The organism is Helicobacter labacensis, assembly GCF_003660285.1.
GTDB lineage: Bacteria > Campylobacterota > Campylobacteria > Campylobacterales > Helicobacteraceae > Helicobacter > Helicobacter labacensis.
This window is the reverse complement of record NZ_QXQQ01000008.1, coordinates 26,214-42,224: the sequence shown is the minus strand read 5'-3', so window position 1 is coordinate 42,224 and position 16,011 is coordinate 26,214. Positions and strand designations below refer to the sequence as shown.

The 16,011-nt window shown below is 41.6% G+C and carries 12 protein-coding genes; 6 read left to right on the top strand and 6 right to left on the bottom strand.

The window, feature by feature from the left end; all coding sequences use genetic code 11:
• Positions 1-763 precede the first annotated feature (763 nt).
• Complete coding sequence (locus tag EAO33_RS09210) at positions 764-1,939, top strand: hypothetical protein (protein WP_205589494.1); 1,176 nt, start codon at positions 764-766, stop codon at positions 1,937-1,939.
• A gap of 117 nt (positions 1,940-2,056) precedes the next feature.
• Positions 2,057-2,275, top strand: coding sequence for a hypothetical protein (locus EAO33_RS03905; protein ID WP_120945194.1), 219 nt, complete (start codon positions 2,057-2,059; stop codon positions 2,273-2,275).
• Between the two features lie 254 nt (positions 2,276-2,529).
• Here EAO33_RS03905 and EAO33_RS03900 read toward each other — a convergent pair whose 3' ends face one another.
• Positions 2,530-3,384 carry a coiled-coil domain-containing protein gene (locus tag EAO33_RS03900; protein ID WP_120945192.1) on the bottom strand — a complete coding sequence of 285 codons (855 nt, stop codon included), beginning with the start codon at positions 3,382-3,384 and terminating at the stop codon, positions 2,530-2,532.
• Between the two features lie 147 nt (positions 3,385-3,531).
• Here EAO33_RS03900 and EAO33_RS09435 point away from each other — a divergent pair, with 147 nt between their 5' ends.
• From EAO33_RS09435 to EAO33_RS03865, 4 genes are all read left to right on the top strand, one after another.
• Positions 3,532-3,690: a helix-turn-helix domain-containing protein gene (locus EAO33_RS09435; protein ID WP_235853042.1), complete on the top strand. Its 159-nt coding sequence runs from the start codon at positions 3,532-3,534 to the stop codon at positions 3,688-3,690.
• A gap of 1,018 nt (positions 3,691-4,708) precedes the next feature.
• Complete coding sequence (locus EAO33_RS03885; RefSeq protein ID WP_120945190.1) at positions 4,709-5,806, top strand: Fic family protein; 1,098 nt, start codon at positions 4,709-4,711, stop codon at positions 5,804-5,806.
• An 848-nt stretch (positions 5,807-6,654) separates the two neighbouring features.
• Positions 6,655-6,786 (top strand): helix-turn-helix domain-containing protein, encoded by a 132-nt coding sequence (locus tag EAO33_RS09710; protein ID WP_268877458.1) that lies wholly within the window; start codon positions 6,655-6,657, stop codon positions 6,784-6,786.
• A gap of 990 nt (positions 6,787-7,776) precedes the next feature.
• Positions 7,777-8,505 carry a hypothetical protein gene (locus EAO33_RS03865; protein ID WP_162982201.1) on the top strand — a complete coding sequence of 243 codons (729 nt, stop codon included), beginning with the start codon at positions 7,777-7,779 and terminating at the stop codon, positions 8,503-8,505.
• Positions 8,506-8,663: 158 nt separating this feature from the next.
• Here EAO33_RS03865 and EAO33_RS03860 read toward each other — a convergent pair whose 3' ends face one another.
• From EAO33_RS03860 to EAO33_RS03845, 5 genes are all read right to left on the bottom strand, one after another.
• Positions 8,664-11,567, bottom strand: coding sequence for a type I restriction endonuclease subunit R (locus EAO33_RS03860; RefSeq protein WP_120945182.1), 2,904 nt, complete (start codon positions 11,565-11,567; stop codon positions 8,664-8,666).
• Entirely contained in the window at positions 11,551-12,843 is a 1,293-nt protein-coding gene (locus EAO33_RS03855) for a restriction endonuclease subunit S (protein ID WP_120945179.1), read from the bottom strand. The genes EAO33_RS03860 and EAO33_RS03855 overlap by 17 nt, the downstream gene beginning before the upstream one ends.
• On the bottom strand, positions 12,840-12,971 hold the full coding sequence (locus EAO33_RS09815; RefSeq protein WP_328590015.1) for a hypothetical protein: 132 nt from the start codon (positions 12,969-12,971) through the stop codon (positions 12,840-12,842). The genes EAO33_RS03855 and EAO33_RS09815 overlap by 4 nt, the downstream gene beginning before the upstream one ends.
• Before the next feature lie 106 nt (positions 12,972-13,077).
• The gene (locus EAO33_RS03850; protein ID WP_328590014.1) at positions 13,078-14,730 is read right to left on the bottom strand and encodes a type I restriction-modification system subunit M; all 1,653 of its coding nucleotides are present in this window, start codon (positions 14,728-14,730) and stop codon (positions 13,078-13,080) included.
• A gap of 309 nt (positions 14,731-15,039) precedes the next feature.
• Positions 15,040-15,777 carry a hypothetical protein gene (locus EAO33_RS03845; RefSeq protein ID WP_235853041.1) on the bottom strand — a complete coding sequence of 246 codons (738 nt, stop codon included), beginning with the start codon at positions 15,775-15,777 and terminating at the stop codon, positions 15,040-15,042.
• Between the last annotated feature and the right edge of the window lie 234 nt (positions 15,778-16,011).

Below are 16,011 nucleotides of genomic sequence, written 5' to 3'. Positions count from 1 at the left end.
GTCAAATACTCTCACTTAGCATAGCTACACACCTAGTCTTAAAGCCCCCACGGCGATTGAGTGGCAAATTAGGCGACCCCCACAAGGGGGGACGCTACGCTTTGCCTAATTTGTAAAGGCGGTCTGTCTAAGTTACCTTTTTGCATTTTACGCAAATATCTGTCTTTGGCATTTTGGCAATTAAGGCTTAATCTCTCACAAGGGTTTTTAGGATTTTTGAATACATCTGTCTTGCCCTATGTTGTCTTTGGCTCATCTCTCAAACTACATTACTGCCCTTATAGGCTCATCTCTCATTTAGTCTTAATTTTTCATCTGTCTAGTTTGCAAACACAAATTAAGGGCTCTCTCACGGCATAATTATTTTTTCATCTCTTGCCCTATACAGCGAGATTTAAAGGGCTCTGTCATTAAGAACACGGGCTAAGTGGAGTGGAGGTTTTTTGTCTAGGAGGTTTGTTGTATCTAAGGGTCTGTGCCTATGGGGTTTAAAAAAGACAATCAAGGACACACCAACACATACCATTAGCCCTCACAACCAAGGAATAAAAACTTTTAATGAACTCTTAAGTAATCAAAGCTAAATCAATTTTAATTCAATGTGTTTCATATTCACACCAAAAATACTAAAAAGTAACTTAAAAAGCTACAAAATAGTCCTAATTTCATGTCCATCTCACACACACCCCCGCTTATTTTCTCTCTTTATATAAAACCCGTTATCCTTAAATCATATTTAGGCAACCTTCGCTATGATGTGCTTATGGGAAACATCGCCTCTATCAACTTTAAACCCACTAATGCAATCCAGCTAGAACACAACGACCGCACCCGCAAACCCACTTACTTGCTGGTTAATAAAGGGATAGAGGACATAGAATGCACGCTAAATGCCAAAGAGGCTCTCGCTCTAAGAGAACAGCTCATCGCCCAAGCCAAAGAAAACTATAGACGGGCGTTTAATCAACCTTTTAAAGCCACAGACTATCTGCGTAGCGCAGTCGTTAACATCAAAGAAACCACCACAATGGCAGATCTGCAAAAACTCGCCATACACAGAGATGAGGGACATATAGACGAAAGAACGGGCGAAACAATCCTTAATCATCATGCCTACATGGAGTTTGTAACACTGCACCCAGAAACGGGCAAAAGCCAAATGCGTAAGATCAGCAAAGATGGTGTGTCTTTTAAGAGCGATAGGGAGGCTTTTGAAAACATACAGACCGAAGTTGCCCAGATTTTGGGCATGGAGCGGGGGCGGTATAAGAACAACAAATACGACAAAGAGGGTAACCTGATCCGCAAAGGGGCATACCAAAAACGCATTGAACCTAGAGTGTATGCAAAGATAATGCAAAAAGACGCTAGACCTTTAAGAGCCGAAATCGCCCAGCTCAAAGAAACCCAAGAACAAGAACACCAAACCTTAAACGACATCTGCAATGAGATAGCCCCCCAATCCCAGCCCCTAAACCCCAAAGAGGCACTACAATTCATCAAGGACAAGGTGCAAGAGTGGGTAGGGATTAACAAGGCATTAGGGAACAGCAAGCTTTATACCAAAGAGGACTACACCGCCCTATGGGCTCTAAAACACGAGGGTTCTAGCATTGAGGAATTGAAAAACAAAATTGCCAAACTAGAACAGCAAGCCCAAGACCGCCAACAACAAAACCAAGAGCTCGAACAACAAACCCAAGAACTAAAGGAAAAAGTTAAGAGCCAACAAGACCTGCTAGACCGCCAAGCCCCTAAATCCAATACACACCAATTTTTGCAAGCTTACAGCCGAGAGAAACTTATTAGCACTTGTATTGCCTATGATAACCAACGCATGAGGCAACAAGCAGAGTGGCTAAGAAACCAAGAGATCATCAACATGCTTATAGCCCGTCCCGTATCGAACAGAACCGACAGATTATCCAAGAAATCCTAGACTATCTTAAACAGCAACAAGACAACCCCCCCCCATAGAGTTTAAAGAACAAGGGTTAGTGGGGATTTTAGGGGCAATCTTAGGTTTTATAATAAAAAAATAAGCGAGTGGCTGGGAGTGTGCGATGGGGGGGTTCAACTTATACCTCAACAGCGTTTCACGGACAAATTAGCGCATGACACAGAACAAGGACTTAGGGCTATCGAACACCAAGAAATCGCACACGACCTTTACATGCAAGTCAAACTTGTAACCCAAGAAAATAAAGAACTTAGAGTGCAAATGAAAACCGCCAGCACCAAAAAAACAACAAGCCAAAAGCACAAAAATGATTAATGAGGAAAACAAAACCTCTGTCCACCCTAAGACCCCTTAAGCTCCCCCACTATTATCAGCATCCATCACCCCCCTTTTTTCGTTAAAACGCGTTTGATAGGGATTAAGAAGTTTTACTAAAAAGATTGTGTTTTGATAGTTTTACTATTGTTGTAGTGTTCTTTAAGACCAAATCTGTATAAAAACCCTGTCTAGTGATGTTAATATAAGTTTTTGGCTGTTAAACTCTCATCCTCGTTGAGCTTCTTTTCAGTTCAGCAAACCCCTTTATTTTCTTGTGCTTGTGTATTGCTTTGTTGTTGCAAGGCATTGGTGTTGGCTTTGAGTGTGGCAAACTCTTGTGTATGTTGAGTAATCTGTCCCTTTAAACTATTAATGCTTTCATCCTTTTGGATATTCTCGTTCTTAAGGGCATCTATCTCTTTTGTTTTTCTTGTAAGGCTTTGGCATGTTCTGTGTTTTTTGGTTTCTAAAGTCTTAGCATGGCTTTGCTCTTTCATCTCAAGTGCTTGAGCGTGTTCTTGCTTGAGCTTTTGTACGGTACTGGGGCTCAAGTGGTCTTTGTATTGTTCTTGTAATTTCTCATAGTATGCTTTAGCTTCTTGTTCTATTATGCCAATACGCTTCTTTAAGCCAGCAATGCTAAGTCCTTCATCTTTTAATGCTCTTAAAGCTCTGTAGTCCTCTTGTGTGAAGAGTTTGAGATCACCTAAACCCTGATTAATGGCAATCATTTGTTTTCTCACACTCTCTAACAAGGGTTTGGCTTCTTTAATGCTCAGTCTCTTATCTTGCTTGTCTTGTGGCATCGCAAGCATAGCAAGGTCTATGAGTATGCTCTCTAGCTCTATTTGGTTGTCTTTGAGTTCTTGGTATTCTTGGGTGAGAGTGGTGTTCTTGCTATTAAGTGCATGGATACTTTCATCCTTTAGCTTTAAGACTTGCTGATGCTCCTGCTCTTTGTTTTTTAAAGTTTGTTGGTGTGTGTGTTCTTGTGTGGCGTTTAAATTTTTAAGTTCTGTATTTTCTTGTCTTAAAGTATTGTTGGCTTGCTCTAGCGTTGTTTTTTCTTGTTGTAGGGTATGCAACTCTGTTTGTGTATTCTCCACGCTTGCTTGTAAGTCTTTGATTTGTGCTTGGGCTGTATGTGGCTAAACGGAGCAGAGCTTTGGTAATTTTACTTTGCGGAGGCGACAAAAGCACGCAACAAAAGGATATAATTAAGGCGCAAAAAATCTTAGAGCAGGAATTTTAGCATGGCTTTTAAACCCTTTAGTATCCCTAAAACTTTAAACACAGAAGGACGGCGTTTGGCTTATCTTAACGCTGTTTTAGAGGACGGCGACATGGCGGAGCTTAAGCGTGTACTCATGCATATTGCCGAGTCTAAAAGGTATCGACTTGCCCGTTTTTAATGGGGATGTTCTCGAGTTCGTGAAAGTTCTAAAGAAATTAGGCTTTTGTTTGCAGTCCTTAGAGATGTTAAAATGTCGCACCGCCTAAAATCTACGAAATTATGTGGATTTTTAAAAAGTTCTACAAAGCTCTTACATGTGGAGGAGAGAGGAAGTGTGCTTTGAAGGTGTGGAATGAGGTTGGTGAAGCTCAGTGATTTCTAGTAGCTGAGCGGTTTTGGATGGGCTTTGAGATGAGATGCCAAGAGACTTAACAGTCAGTGTGGGGTTAGACAACACACTGGGGAATTTAACAGCTAGATGAACTCGGTGAGTAAAGAGTTTTGGGCTATATGCTCTAAAACGCTCAGAATCGCTTTCTAAGTGCTTTTATGGGGTTGGGGGTAGCTCTTAGTATGGTTTTTGTCTAAATTGCGCTGTATGACCCCTTTACAGGGCTAGAAACGCTATGTTTGATTTTGAATGGGTTGGGGGTGTTTGGATTGTTGTCTTTTGTGCCCTGAATCTGTGGAATTTGACCTCAAAAGAGGTCGAATTTGGGTAAAGAACCAAAAAGTAGAATGTCTTGGGGTTTTGAATAGAGTGAAACTGGGATTTAGACAGGTTGGGAGAGCTTGAATTCAAATATAGCATTTAGATGCTCTAGGAGGCTTGTAGAGCGACAGATCGGGGGTTAGTGGTAAGAAAACATTGTTTTGGGGTTAAAACGATTGTAGGGCTCTTAGGAATGTTTAATAAGGGTTTTATGCAAGAATTGAACTTGAAAAAGAGAAAGGCTACCAATGCTAATCTTATGATGTAAAGCTAATTAAATGCAGGTATGAAATATTCACAAAGAGCAGATTTAACTCTTTTAACTCTTGAAATGAAAATTGTAAGACCCACTTAATAAGCTAATCTTGATGATCTCAAAATCCCCTAGCTTTTAGCTAGGGGAAGTATATCAACTACATGTAGTAAAAGTCGTGTAATAGATTTGGTATAATGGAAAGCAACAAAATACCAGCGACGGAAATTTATGAAAAGGTGGATTTGGGAAAACGATTTCTTCGAGCACTTGAACTTCACCTACGATCCTGTGGATATGTCTAGCTTGTCCAAAAAAATAGATGGTCTCAATAAAGTTGGTTCTAACGACAATATTAAGGTGGAAATTTTGAGCGATGAATTGATCTATTCATTTTTGATTGAGTCTGAAGTTCTAAATCGAGATTCTGTCTATTCTTCTGTGAGCAAAGTTTTTAATCTTAATGTGGAGCAAAGTTATAAATGGACGGAATGGGGAGATAATTTAGCTATATTGCTAAAAGAGGTACGAGAAGACTTTGGCCAGTGGAATAAAGAACGCTTACTTGATTATCACAGAGCTTTATTCTTTAATAGACCTAAATCTCTTATGCAAAGAGTCAATGTCGGCTCTTATAGAGGAGATTTAGACGGACGTATGAGAATTGTATCAGGACACATGGGCAGAGAAAAGATTCATTATATCGCCCCTCATGCTAGCGATTTAGAAAAGTTAATGGATAATTTCTATGCTTATGTCAACAGCGAGGTGCTAACTAAAGAGGACAAGATCGCCCATGCGTTTATTTCCCACTTAATTTTTGTTCTGATCCATCCTCTAGATGATGGCAATGGCAGAATAGCTAGGATTATCAACGATAACCTCTTGGCAAAAACGAAATTATTTAACAATGACTACTTCTCTGTTTCCACAGGTGTGTATTTGACGCGTAGAGATTATTACGCTACTTTGGAGAATATATGCAAGCAACAGCATAACAATATCACCAAATGGGTTGAGTATGGGGTTACTAGCTTGGAAATTGGTATTGATTTACTTCTCAAACAGATTGCCCTGATTGTTATAAAGACTAACATTTTTGATCGTTTAACCCCGGTTCTTAACGAGAACCAGGTACGCATTATTAACAAGTTGTTTGATAGGCACTTGGAGAACTCGAGAGGGGGGAATACGAGTGTGGCACTTAAGATCAAACGACAAGAGATAGATAAAGACATTTTGCATCTAAAAGATTTAGGTGTTCTCAAACAAGTTTCTAACTCCTCTTTTAAAAATTTGAGGTTTGAGCTAGATTTCTCCGTCTTTTAAGAAGATCCAAACAAATGTGAACTCTAAGAGGATTTAATTAGATGGGATGCTAGTCGTTCAACAGATATGAGGTTTCTAGTGTTTCTTTTGAAAGCTTGAACCTGTGCGTATAGGGTTTCTATGTTGGTGTTGTGTTTCATTGGGTAAGCATATCTAATTTTTGAACGCGGATATGCTCAATCTAGTGCCTGTTGTGAGAGAATTAATGTCTATACGGACTTTAAGAAGAGACACTTTTAACAACTTGCACAAGAGTCTAAAGTCGTCGCCCCCTTGCAATGCATGGCACGCGATATTCTTACCAAAGGAGTTTACAGCGCAATTATCTTTATTTTATTTTCTCTAGCTATCTGGGTACACCCAACATTCCCAAAGAGCTAGAGATTTACACCCGTGTTTTTGATATTCCCTTCCCTGACAAAACAGAATTTTTAAAGATTATCAGTCATACTTGTGAATACTTGTGAATACTAATCATCTAAGCTTAGAATCCCAAGTGTCTAATGATTTACCCTAGATGTAGGAGTTTAAAATGTTACTCTTATGTGGCTTTAAAGCCCATAAGTAGGCGTTTTTGCGTTAAAATGGAGTATAGAAATACAGTACAGAGTACGAGTGTTTAAGGTATGATCACACGCCACATACAGAACTTAAAAAAATGGCAGGCACTTTGGTAGCCATAAGCACATCGGTGATACGATTTTTGAATTATGCATACACACGGGTCCCGGGCATCAGTTGTATGTTGCTAAATGGGGCGAGACCTTGGTGATTTTGCTTTGTGGAGGCGATAAAAGTACGCCACAAAAGTATATAATTAGAGTGTAGGAAATTTTGAAGGAATTACCATGAAGGTTATCCTAAGACCTTTTGATGCAACTGAGTTTTTGGACTCTGAACAAGTACGCTTAGGCTACCTTAGTGCCGTTTTAGAGGGTGGCAATATGGCAGAGTTTAAAGATGCCTTGAAAGTGATGTAAGTCTAAAGGCATCGACTTACTCCCTTTTGGGGGAAATGTTCTTGAGTTTGCAAGAGTTTAAAGAAATTAGGTTTTTGCTCGCAGTCCTTAGAAGAGATGCTAAAATGTCGCACCACCTAAAGCCCAAAAGCTCTATGTATTGAGATTAATTCACCGCTCGAGGATACAAAATTGAGCTTGAGCAAGGTTGTGAGCAAATTTCCTATTCTTGGGAGGGTGTCACTTGCAAGCCCGCTAAGTTTGCTACTCAATCACCATAAGGGCTTGTTTTTAGCGTAGATTATCCTCGTCTTCAAGTTTCAAGTAGTATTGGCTAAAGACTCGCGTTTGTGCGTACGCATTTTTGGCTGTAAGAAAGTGAGATCATAACTCAATTGATAAAATAGCTCAAAAATCAGTTTTAACGCATTGGGTGCTGGGGGTATCTAGTTGGTTTTGGTCTAAGTAATGCTGTATGACCTATCTATGTGGCTGGAATGGCTATGTATTTTCTTGGATGGATTGTGGGTTTTTAGCCGACCGTCTTTAATGCTCTTTCTTGCTTTGGACCTAGTACTTGGTTCCTCATCATCTTGAGACTCTTTATCTGCTTATTTAGGGCGGCTTGGTCTTTATTGATTTTCGTTATCTTTGCCTAGTATTTCTCTTTGCCCGGAGAATTTATCTGTTTCATTTTACTCTTTTTATGTTTTAAGGAATCCTGTTCTACAGATTACAGATAAATGCCTGATCAGTGTAAATTCGAGGTACACAGTTAAGACAACCTGTAAAAAACAGATCGCTACAAAAATACCGACAACTTTGGATAGATGATAGCACATTGCGAAGTTGGAGGTTATAGAAGATGGAATTTAGGGCATCCTCTCTACACAAGAGCACCCGCTATTCAAAGCAGTAAGACCCCTAAATTATGGCGATTCTAACTTTTTTCTGTTAAAATTCTGCTAAATGTATAATGTGCAGGAAGATTTTTACCAAAAAGTACGGGGGTTGCTCGAAAAGCATGATCACTTGCTGACCCCTGAGTTTAAAGAGCGATTCAAAGAGAAAGTTTGTGTGTTCCACCATAAGTATTTATGGGGAGCATGCAAAGAGGTGGGGGCTTTGCTAGACAAAAGAGGAGAAATTAAGAGTGGTTTATTGGATGCGATTGTAAATATTTACAACAAAAAACGTAACCAGCACCAAGCGAAATTTTTTCTCTTACAATGTTTTGAGAACGCTTTGCGCAGCACTATGGCAACCATCCTTGCCAATACTTTCAACACAAACAAGGATGATTGGTTTTGGCAGACCCCAAAGGACGGAGTCCAGAGATGCTTACAAGCTAGAATCCGTCAAATTTTACACAGACAGCGTAAAAATATTAGGGAATTTCCTACAAGCACCTTTGATGTTTTTGACTTTCTCTATTTGAGCGATCTGCAACAAATTTTGGAAGATTATTATGTTTATTTTGAACCTATTTTTAGTGCGGAGAAAAGACACTTTGCCGAACTTTTGCCTGTTTATGGAACGAAACGAAAAGTCATTGACACCATCGATCGAATCCGTCGCGCTAGAAATGACATTTTTCATAATAAACCCACGAATATCAAATTCCAAAGAGATTTAGAAATTCTGCTTTTACGCTTGGACTTCAATCTCAAAGAAACTGGTTGTGGAAGTTTAGAGTGCTTTTTGAACTTAAGGTTTGGATGTGGGGAGATGGTTTTTTAGTTGCCTGTTAGTTATTTGTACCCAATGCCTCCAGAGTTTCTTACCCCTTGTCTCTCTTTGTTGGAGCATTGTAGCTTGACATACTCCCCATAGCTAAAGCTAGGGGCTTTACGGCGCGGTTGGTAAAGTATCTATCCCTTCATGTTTCGATCCACTCTTTAGAACCTTTTGTCGCCATTCTGAACTCCTTGTGCCACAATTTCATAGAGTGTGTGCATGATGAGATTTTTAAAATCTTCATTTTGTGTTAATTCGCGATAAAATTCTCTATGGTTGGCAACTAAGTTAAGCAATTCATTTTGTTCAAAATACTTTTTAACACAAGCCTGTTTATTGTCTTGATCAGAGTTGTCGTATTTTTCCATGAATATGAGATCGTCCAACATATGGTCGGTAGCCTCTTTTAGAGCTTGAGAGGCTTGTTTGGCTAAATGGGTCCCATACTTTTCAGCAAATTCCTCCAAGATTGCAGAGAGTTTTTCTAACTCGCTTTGGGGCATTTGGCTAGAGCCATCCGCTTTAGAAGGGTATAACTCTGCTTGCCCCTCAAGGGCAATGCCCACATCTTGTTGCGCGATTTGTAGGCGGTAATTCTCAAGTTCTACGGCTCTAGTGATGTCCGCATCAAAATCCCCCCTCAATGGGGCGAGTTTTTTAAGCAGGTGGGCAAGCAATCTACAAAGTTTTTCTAAGGACACATCTTGATAGGACAAAATTTGCACCAAAAAGGCGTAATTTTTAAGATAGCTTTTTGCCTTGCTATAAAACTCTTGTTGCTTATTTGGTTCTAAAGCGTTGTAACGCTCCACCATCACATCTAGCATGGCATGGATTTGGGGCAAGGGGGCTTGATTTAAAAGAGCGTCATTAAAGTTTTCTACTTCCTCTAGTGTATACACCCCATAGCTGTCTAAATGGCTTTTTAAGTCATAGAGTTTATTAGGGTCGCTAGGCTCTGTTAGAGAAGTTTGCTTGTAGTAGGGCTCAAAGGCTTTAGCGATGTCTTGAGCATTGTTGGCAAAATCTAAAATGCAAGTGTCTATTTTGTCCGGATGTGTGCGGTTTAAGCGTGATAAAGTCTGCACGCACGCCACACCGCTTAAGGCTTTATCCACATACATCGTGTGTAGTAGAGGCTGGTCAAAGCCTGTTTGGTATTTGTCTGCTACGATCAAAAAGCGGTATGCATCCTTTTCAAAATGGACGGGTAGTTGCGACTCAGAAAAGCCATTTAAGCCCGCTTCGCTATAAATCTGCCCCCCGCTCTTGACATCTCCAGAAAAGGCAACCAAGACCCTATGGGGGCGTTTTTCTAGTTGTGCCCGAAAGGCTTGAAAATAGCGCATAGCGGCTTGGCGTGAGCTGGTTACTACCATTGCCTTAGCCCTGCCTTCGATCTTGGTGTGCGTGGTGGTGTAAAAATGCCCTAGCATCACTTTTGTTTTTTCCTCAATGCTTTTAGGGTGCTCTTTGACATAGGTTTTAAGCTTTTTAAAGGCGGGGTCTCTCTCATAGAGTGGATCATCTAGGACTTTAGCCACCAAATTAGCGTAGTGCGTGTAGGTGGTGTAAGATTTTAAAACATCTAAAATAAAGCCTTCTTCAATGGCTTGTTTCATGGAGTACAAATGAAAAGGGATAAAGCCCCCCTCTGTAGTCTGTGTCCCAAAAAGCTCTAAAGTTTGGGGCTTAGGAGTCGCGCTGAAAGCAAAATAAGAGGCATTGGGCTGAAATTGCTTGGCTTGGATGGCTTGCAATAAAAACTCTTCAGCGTCTAAGCCCTCTAGTGCGCCCTGCCCAGTGGCTTGGCTAAGACTTTGGGCATGCTTGCCCCCCTGAGAAGAGTGCGCCTCATCAATGATAATGGCAAACTTCTTAGCACGCATGTTAGGGATGTCCTCTAAAATGTAGGGGAACTTTTGAATCGTGGTGATGATGATTTTTTTGCCCTGGGCTAAAGCCTCCCTAAGTTGTTTGCTCCCCTCTGTGATCGCCTCTAGCACGCCCTTAATGGGGCAAAAGGCTTCAATTTTATCTTGTAATTGGCGATCCAAGATGATTCGATCTGTAACCACCAACACGCTATCAAAAAGCACTTTTTCACCCACACTAAGCCCCACCAAAGCGCAGGCTAACCACGCAATGGAGTTACTCTTGCCACTGCCCGCACTGTGCATGATCAAATAACGCCCCCCCACGCCCTCTTGTTGGACAGCACGGCACAATTTCCCCACGACATCTAATTGGTGGTATCTAGGGAAGATCACCGGATCGCTAGGCTTTGCCCCCGGTTTTAAAAAATCAAAAAGCAGGTTTAGCAAGCTGTCCTTTTGCAACACGCTTTCCCACAGATACGCGCTTTTTAGTCCTTGTGGGTTTGGGGGGTTGAGCGCCCCACACTCTAGCCCCAGTGCTCCGCTCCCATCATTTAAGCCCTTATTAAAGGGGATAAAGCGCGTCTTTTTCCCCTCTAGCTTAGTGGTCATATAGACAAGGTCGCTATCTAGGGCAAAATGCGCTAAGGTGTGTTTGAATAGGGGTTCATAAGGGCTGCGATCCTCTTTGTATTGGCGCATGGCATTTTCTACACTCTGCCCTGTAAGGGGGTGTTTGAGCTCAAAGCTAAAAAGGGGTAAGCCATTTAAACAGATCAGCAAGTCTAAAGAATTATTGTTTTTGGTGCTATAGCGCAACTGGCGCACGATAGAAAAGACATTGTTTTGGTAGCGTTCTAAACTTTGGGGGTTTTTGCTATTGGCAGGTTTGTTGTAGGCAAGTTTAAAGCTTACCCCATAATGGCTAAACCCCCCTTGCAAGAGTTGTAGCATGCCTTGTTGTTCTATTTGCTCTTTTAAACGCTTTAAAAGGCTCTCTCTATCTTGCCCCCTCTCTTTGAGCTTTTGGAGCTCTGGGCTTTGTGTGCGCTCTAAAAAGCCCCATAGCAAATCCACATCTAGGCATAATTCTTTGTTGTAGCTTTGTGGGGCGCGCTGGGTGTAGTCGCTTTTGAGCAAATGCGCTTCTATCAAGTTTTCAAGGTCTTTTTCAGTGTATTTTTTCATGTTTGTCCTTTAGGGGGATTTGCCCTAACACGCCCGCACTAATAAGCGCGCTTTTGTAGTCTTTTAGGGCTTGGATTTGGGCTTGTAGTTTGGTGCGCAGGCGATCTATCTTGGTGGTTTTCTCCTCTAAAAAGGCAGCGATGGCATGTTGTTCGGGCAGGGGAGGGAGGGGGATAAAAAGGTCTTTTAAATCATTGTTAGAGATTTCGGGGTAACCTGTACCCGTGCATTTATGCACGACTTCATTAACAAAAGACTCTTCATGCAAGGCGTAGTAAATGAATTTGGGGTTTTGTTGTGTTCTTAGTTGGGCGTAGCCTGTGGAGGCGACATAATCGCCCTCTCTGTCAAAGAAAAAGTTATTCTTTTGGTAAGGGCGAACCCGTTGGTATAAAATGTCCCCCCTCTTTAGTAAGCGTTGCGCTCGACTCGGGGCTTTTGCCTTTTGCATGCGCTGTTCTTTGAGTAAAGCTCCACTTTTCACGCTTTCTAAGTCAATGTAGGTAAATTCATCGGGCAATTTGGCACGCGCCTTTGGATTGACTTGACAAACATACTTGATTTTCTTAACCCCCCACCCCTCTGGGATGTCCCCTAGCCACGCCACCCCACTGGGCTTCAAGCGGGCTTGTGGGTCTAGCCCCTTGGTGGTCATTTGGGCGATTAAGGCTTGTTTGTATTGCTTTAAAAGTTCTAGCATGCGCGTCTTTTTGGTGATGCACTCTTGAATTTTAGCGGTTTTGTCCTCTAAAAAGGCAGCGATGGCGTGTTGCTCCTCTAGGGGCGGGAGGGGGATTTTAAGGTTTTTAACAATATTTAGGCTTAGGTTATTTTGTGTTGTTATGGTAGATAATGATTTAATATTTGGCTCTATCGCACAAAAGTAATAGAATAAAAATTTATAAAAGCATTTGTTGTTTGGCTGTATAGCAAGAATCCCTTGATTAGTGGTTAGTGTTTTATCGGTATAGGCGACTTTGCCAAGCGATGCCCCATAAATTGCGTATAAGACAGAAAAAGGGGGCACTAAATGCGCTGATGAGGCTTTAAGCCCCTCTTGTGTGATATAGCGTTTTGTGTCCGTGATAGTAGAGCTTTTCATGTCCTCAATGGCTACCCACAAATACCCGTTTTCTTTTGTAGAAGCATAAAATTTAGGCATGTGTGTAGAGGGTGTGCCTCCACTCTTGATTTTTTTAGCAAGGTATTTAAGTTTCACTGCCCCCCAATGCTCCGGGATTTGCCCCACCCCCTCTATCTTTTTAAACCCTTTCATGCCCAAATCTCACGCAGTAAGGTCTGTATCTCCCCCTCTGTTTGTGTAATTTCTTGTTGGATTTGGACTAAGGATTTTTGCGCGCTTGGGGTGTAAAAATATTGGTTGAATAAGATTTCATAGCCCACTTTCACGCTTTTAGCCTCTATAAAGCTTAGGGGCGTGAAGGGCTGGATCTCTTTATAAAAGTAGCCCTCTGTGTCCTCTTTGAGGGGGATTTTTTCTTCTTGTTTGTCAAAAAGTACGCTTAGGGGAGCTGGGATCTCTAGCCCCTCTTTGGTTTTGAGTTTGGGGATGGGGAGGTCTAAAACCTCTAAAAACTCTTTGGGGGTTTTGTAGGTGGGTTTTAGCTTGGGGGGGGCTGCTCTCTAACTCTTGTAATCTCTTTAAAATGGCTTGATGGTTGCAGAGGGCATTAAAGCTATCCTCCTCTAAGAGTTCTTGGGCTGGCTTTAAAGAGAACACGCTAAATTTAGCATAGCCCAAGTCATCATTTTCTACGATCACACTATGCGGGCTCTTGGGCTGTTCTAAGAAAAGCTTAACAAGTGTTTCAATGTGGGTGGGGGTTAGGTGGTTGCGCTTACTGCCTAAAGACTTTTGCATGGGTTCAAAATAGCTAGTGGCGTCTATGAGCTGGACTTTTCCTTGTCTATGTGCTGGTTTGCGGTTGCTTAAAATCCAAATGAAAGTAGGAATCCCTGTGTTGTAGAACAAATCTAAAGGCAGGGCGATTATGGCTTCTAAATAGTCGTTTTTGATGATATGGCTTCTAATGGCGACTTGCCCGCTATCGCTGTTAAAAAGCGCGCTCCCATTATGCACAGAGGCAAGCCTAGAGCCTTGCTTAGTGTCTTTCATTTTGCTAAGCATATTAAGTAAAAACATCATTTGCCCATCATCTGCTCCTGTAACACCAACATTAAAGCGCGGATCGCTTTTGCATTTTGTTTGTTCGCTCCCCCATGCCTTGCCAAAGGGGGGGTTAGTGAGCATGAAGTTAAATTTTTCGCCCTTAAATCCATCTTGGCTTAGAGTGGAGCCAAATTTAATGTTCTCTGGGTTCTCGCCCTTGATGAGCATGTCCGCCTTGCAAAGGGCGTAGGTTTCGTCATTGACTTCTTGCCCGCACAATTCAAAAGTTGCCCTAGATTGCAACACATCTTCAAGAAAGGCTTTAGACTCGGTGAGCATGCCCCCACTCCCACAGGCATTGTCATAAATCGTAAAAGCCCCCTTTTGGATTTGTTTTTGCACGGGTCTAAAGACAAGCTCTGCCATTAAGCGTATGACCTCCCTTGGGGTGAAGTGTTCGCCTGCCTCCTCGTTGTTCTCCTCATTGAATTGGCGGATCAACTCCTCAAAGACATAACCCATCCCCAAATTGCTTAAGCCTTTTTGGATCACCCTGCCTTGATCGTCCTTAATGTCATTGATAGAGAAATTTACCTTTTTGCTGCAAAACTCTTGCACGAGTGCATATAAAATATTGCTCCCTGCTAAGGTGTCTAGCTGGGCTTCAAATTTGAACTTCTCTAAAATGTCCCTGATATTCGGGCTAAAGCCATGCAGGTAGTTTCTAAAATTCTCTTTAATTTCTGCAGGGTTGTTTAAAAGTTCCTTGAGGGTGAAGTTAGAAGCGTTGTAAAACTCAAACCCACTGGCATGGCACAAGAGGGGGGTTAAACCCTCAGGACTTAAATCCTCATTTTGTGTCTTACAAGCCAAAACCTTTTCTTTGGTGGGCTCTAGCACGGCATCTAAGCGCCCAATCAAGGTCATGGGCAAAATCACATCGCGGTACTTGCCCCTTTTATAGCGATCCCTAAGTAAATCTGCAATGCTCCAAATAAAATTGACAATGGGTTGGAATTGTGTGCCGTCCATGCCATTCTCCGCCTAGTAAATGCGCGCATTTTAGCACAAATGCCGCATGTATGGGCGTTTTGGTGGGGTATTTTCTTGTGGATGTTTTAGCTTGTGTTTTGTGTGTGGCTAAATATTTGCTTGGTTTGTAATTTGAAATCAAAAAACAAAACAAGAATATACTAGGTTGCATGAGCAGAAAAAAGAAAGCAACACAGACCCTAAAACCCCGTATACTCCGCTTTGCTATGCCAAAAGAGGGACAAAAAGAAAAGATAGATAAATGCCTAGCACTAGGCTTGTCATCTAACCCATTTTATGTGGCATTTTTCAGTTAGTCGCCGGTGTTTTAGCCAAATAAACCCCCCCCCTCCCCCTTTTTATCCGCTCCAACTCTTGCACGCTCAAATGAGGATAGTTGATAGCCCTCTGCCCCCCAAACTCCTTAATCCCGATCAAAGTCCCAAAATACTTTTTCATAAAGGGATTAGCCTCTTCACAGAAACAAGAGAGATACTCTAAATCAGGCTCAAGCTGTGTAGTGCAGTAAAAAAACCAACTCTCAAGGGCATCAATAAATTTAGTTGTGTCTTTCTCAATCTCTTTGAGCTTAGTTTGTAAGTCTTGGTGTTCTTGCTTGATTTGCATGAGCTTTAAATATTCATTGTTAGAGATAAACATCCCTTGCTCAGGCACTTCTGTCTGTGGCTCTAAAATCTCATAAATGAAAGTCTGAAAGCGCATGACATTTTCTTTACTTAGAGCTTCGGAGTATCTGGCTAATTGTTTGCCACTCTTAGGGTCTAGAGTGAAAAACCACACTTCATAAGCACTAGGTGTAATTAGGGTGTATTCTAAGAGAGTAAAACCCGTGCAACGGGCAATCTTGCCTATAAGGCGGATGATTTGGTTATGAGTGGTGTGTTCATAGACATTAAACACCATTTTCAAAAGCGTGTTATCCCTTAGGGGAAAAAACCCTCTAGCTCTTTTTTGCCTGCGGGCTTTGCGCTCTTGGGCTTGGTGATAAAGTCTCTCAAAGCGTCTTAGACCCATAGAGCTAAACAAACCTAATGGGTGTCTTTTTAAAGGTGGGGGTGTGAAAAGATCAAATCTATGATCTGCATTTACTTTTGGCTCTTCAGGGTAGTTTCTATTACGCCCCCTGCATACAATCACAGATAAAGCAGGTTTAGGTTTTTGGCGTGGTGGCATTCTTTTTGACAAAAACAGACCTTTTTTAATTTTTTGAAATGTTTATACAGAAAAGGATGAAAAAGATCAAGTTCTCCACAAGCTCAA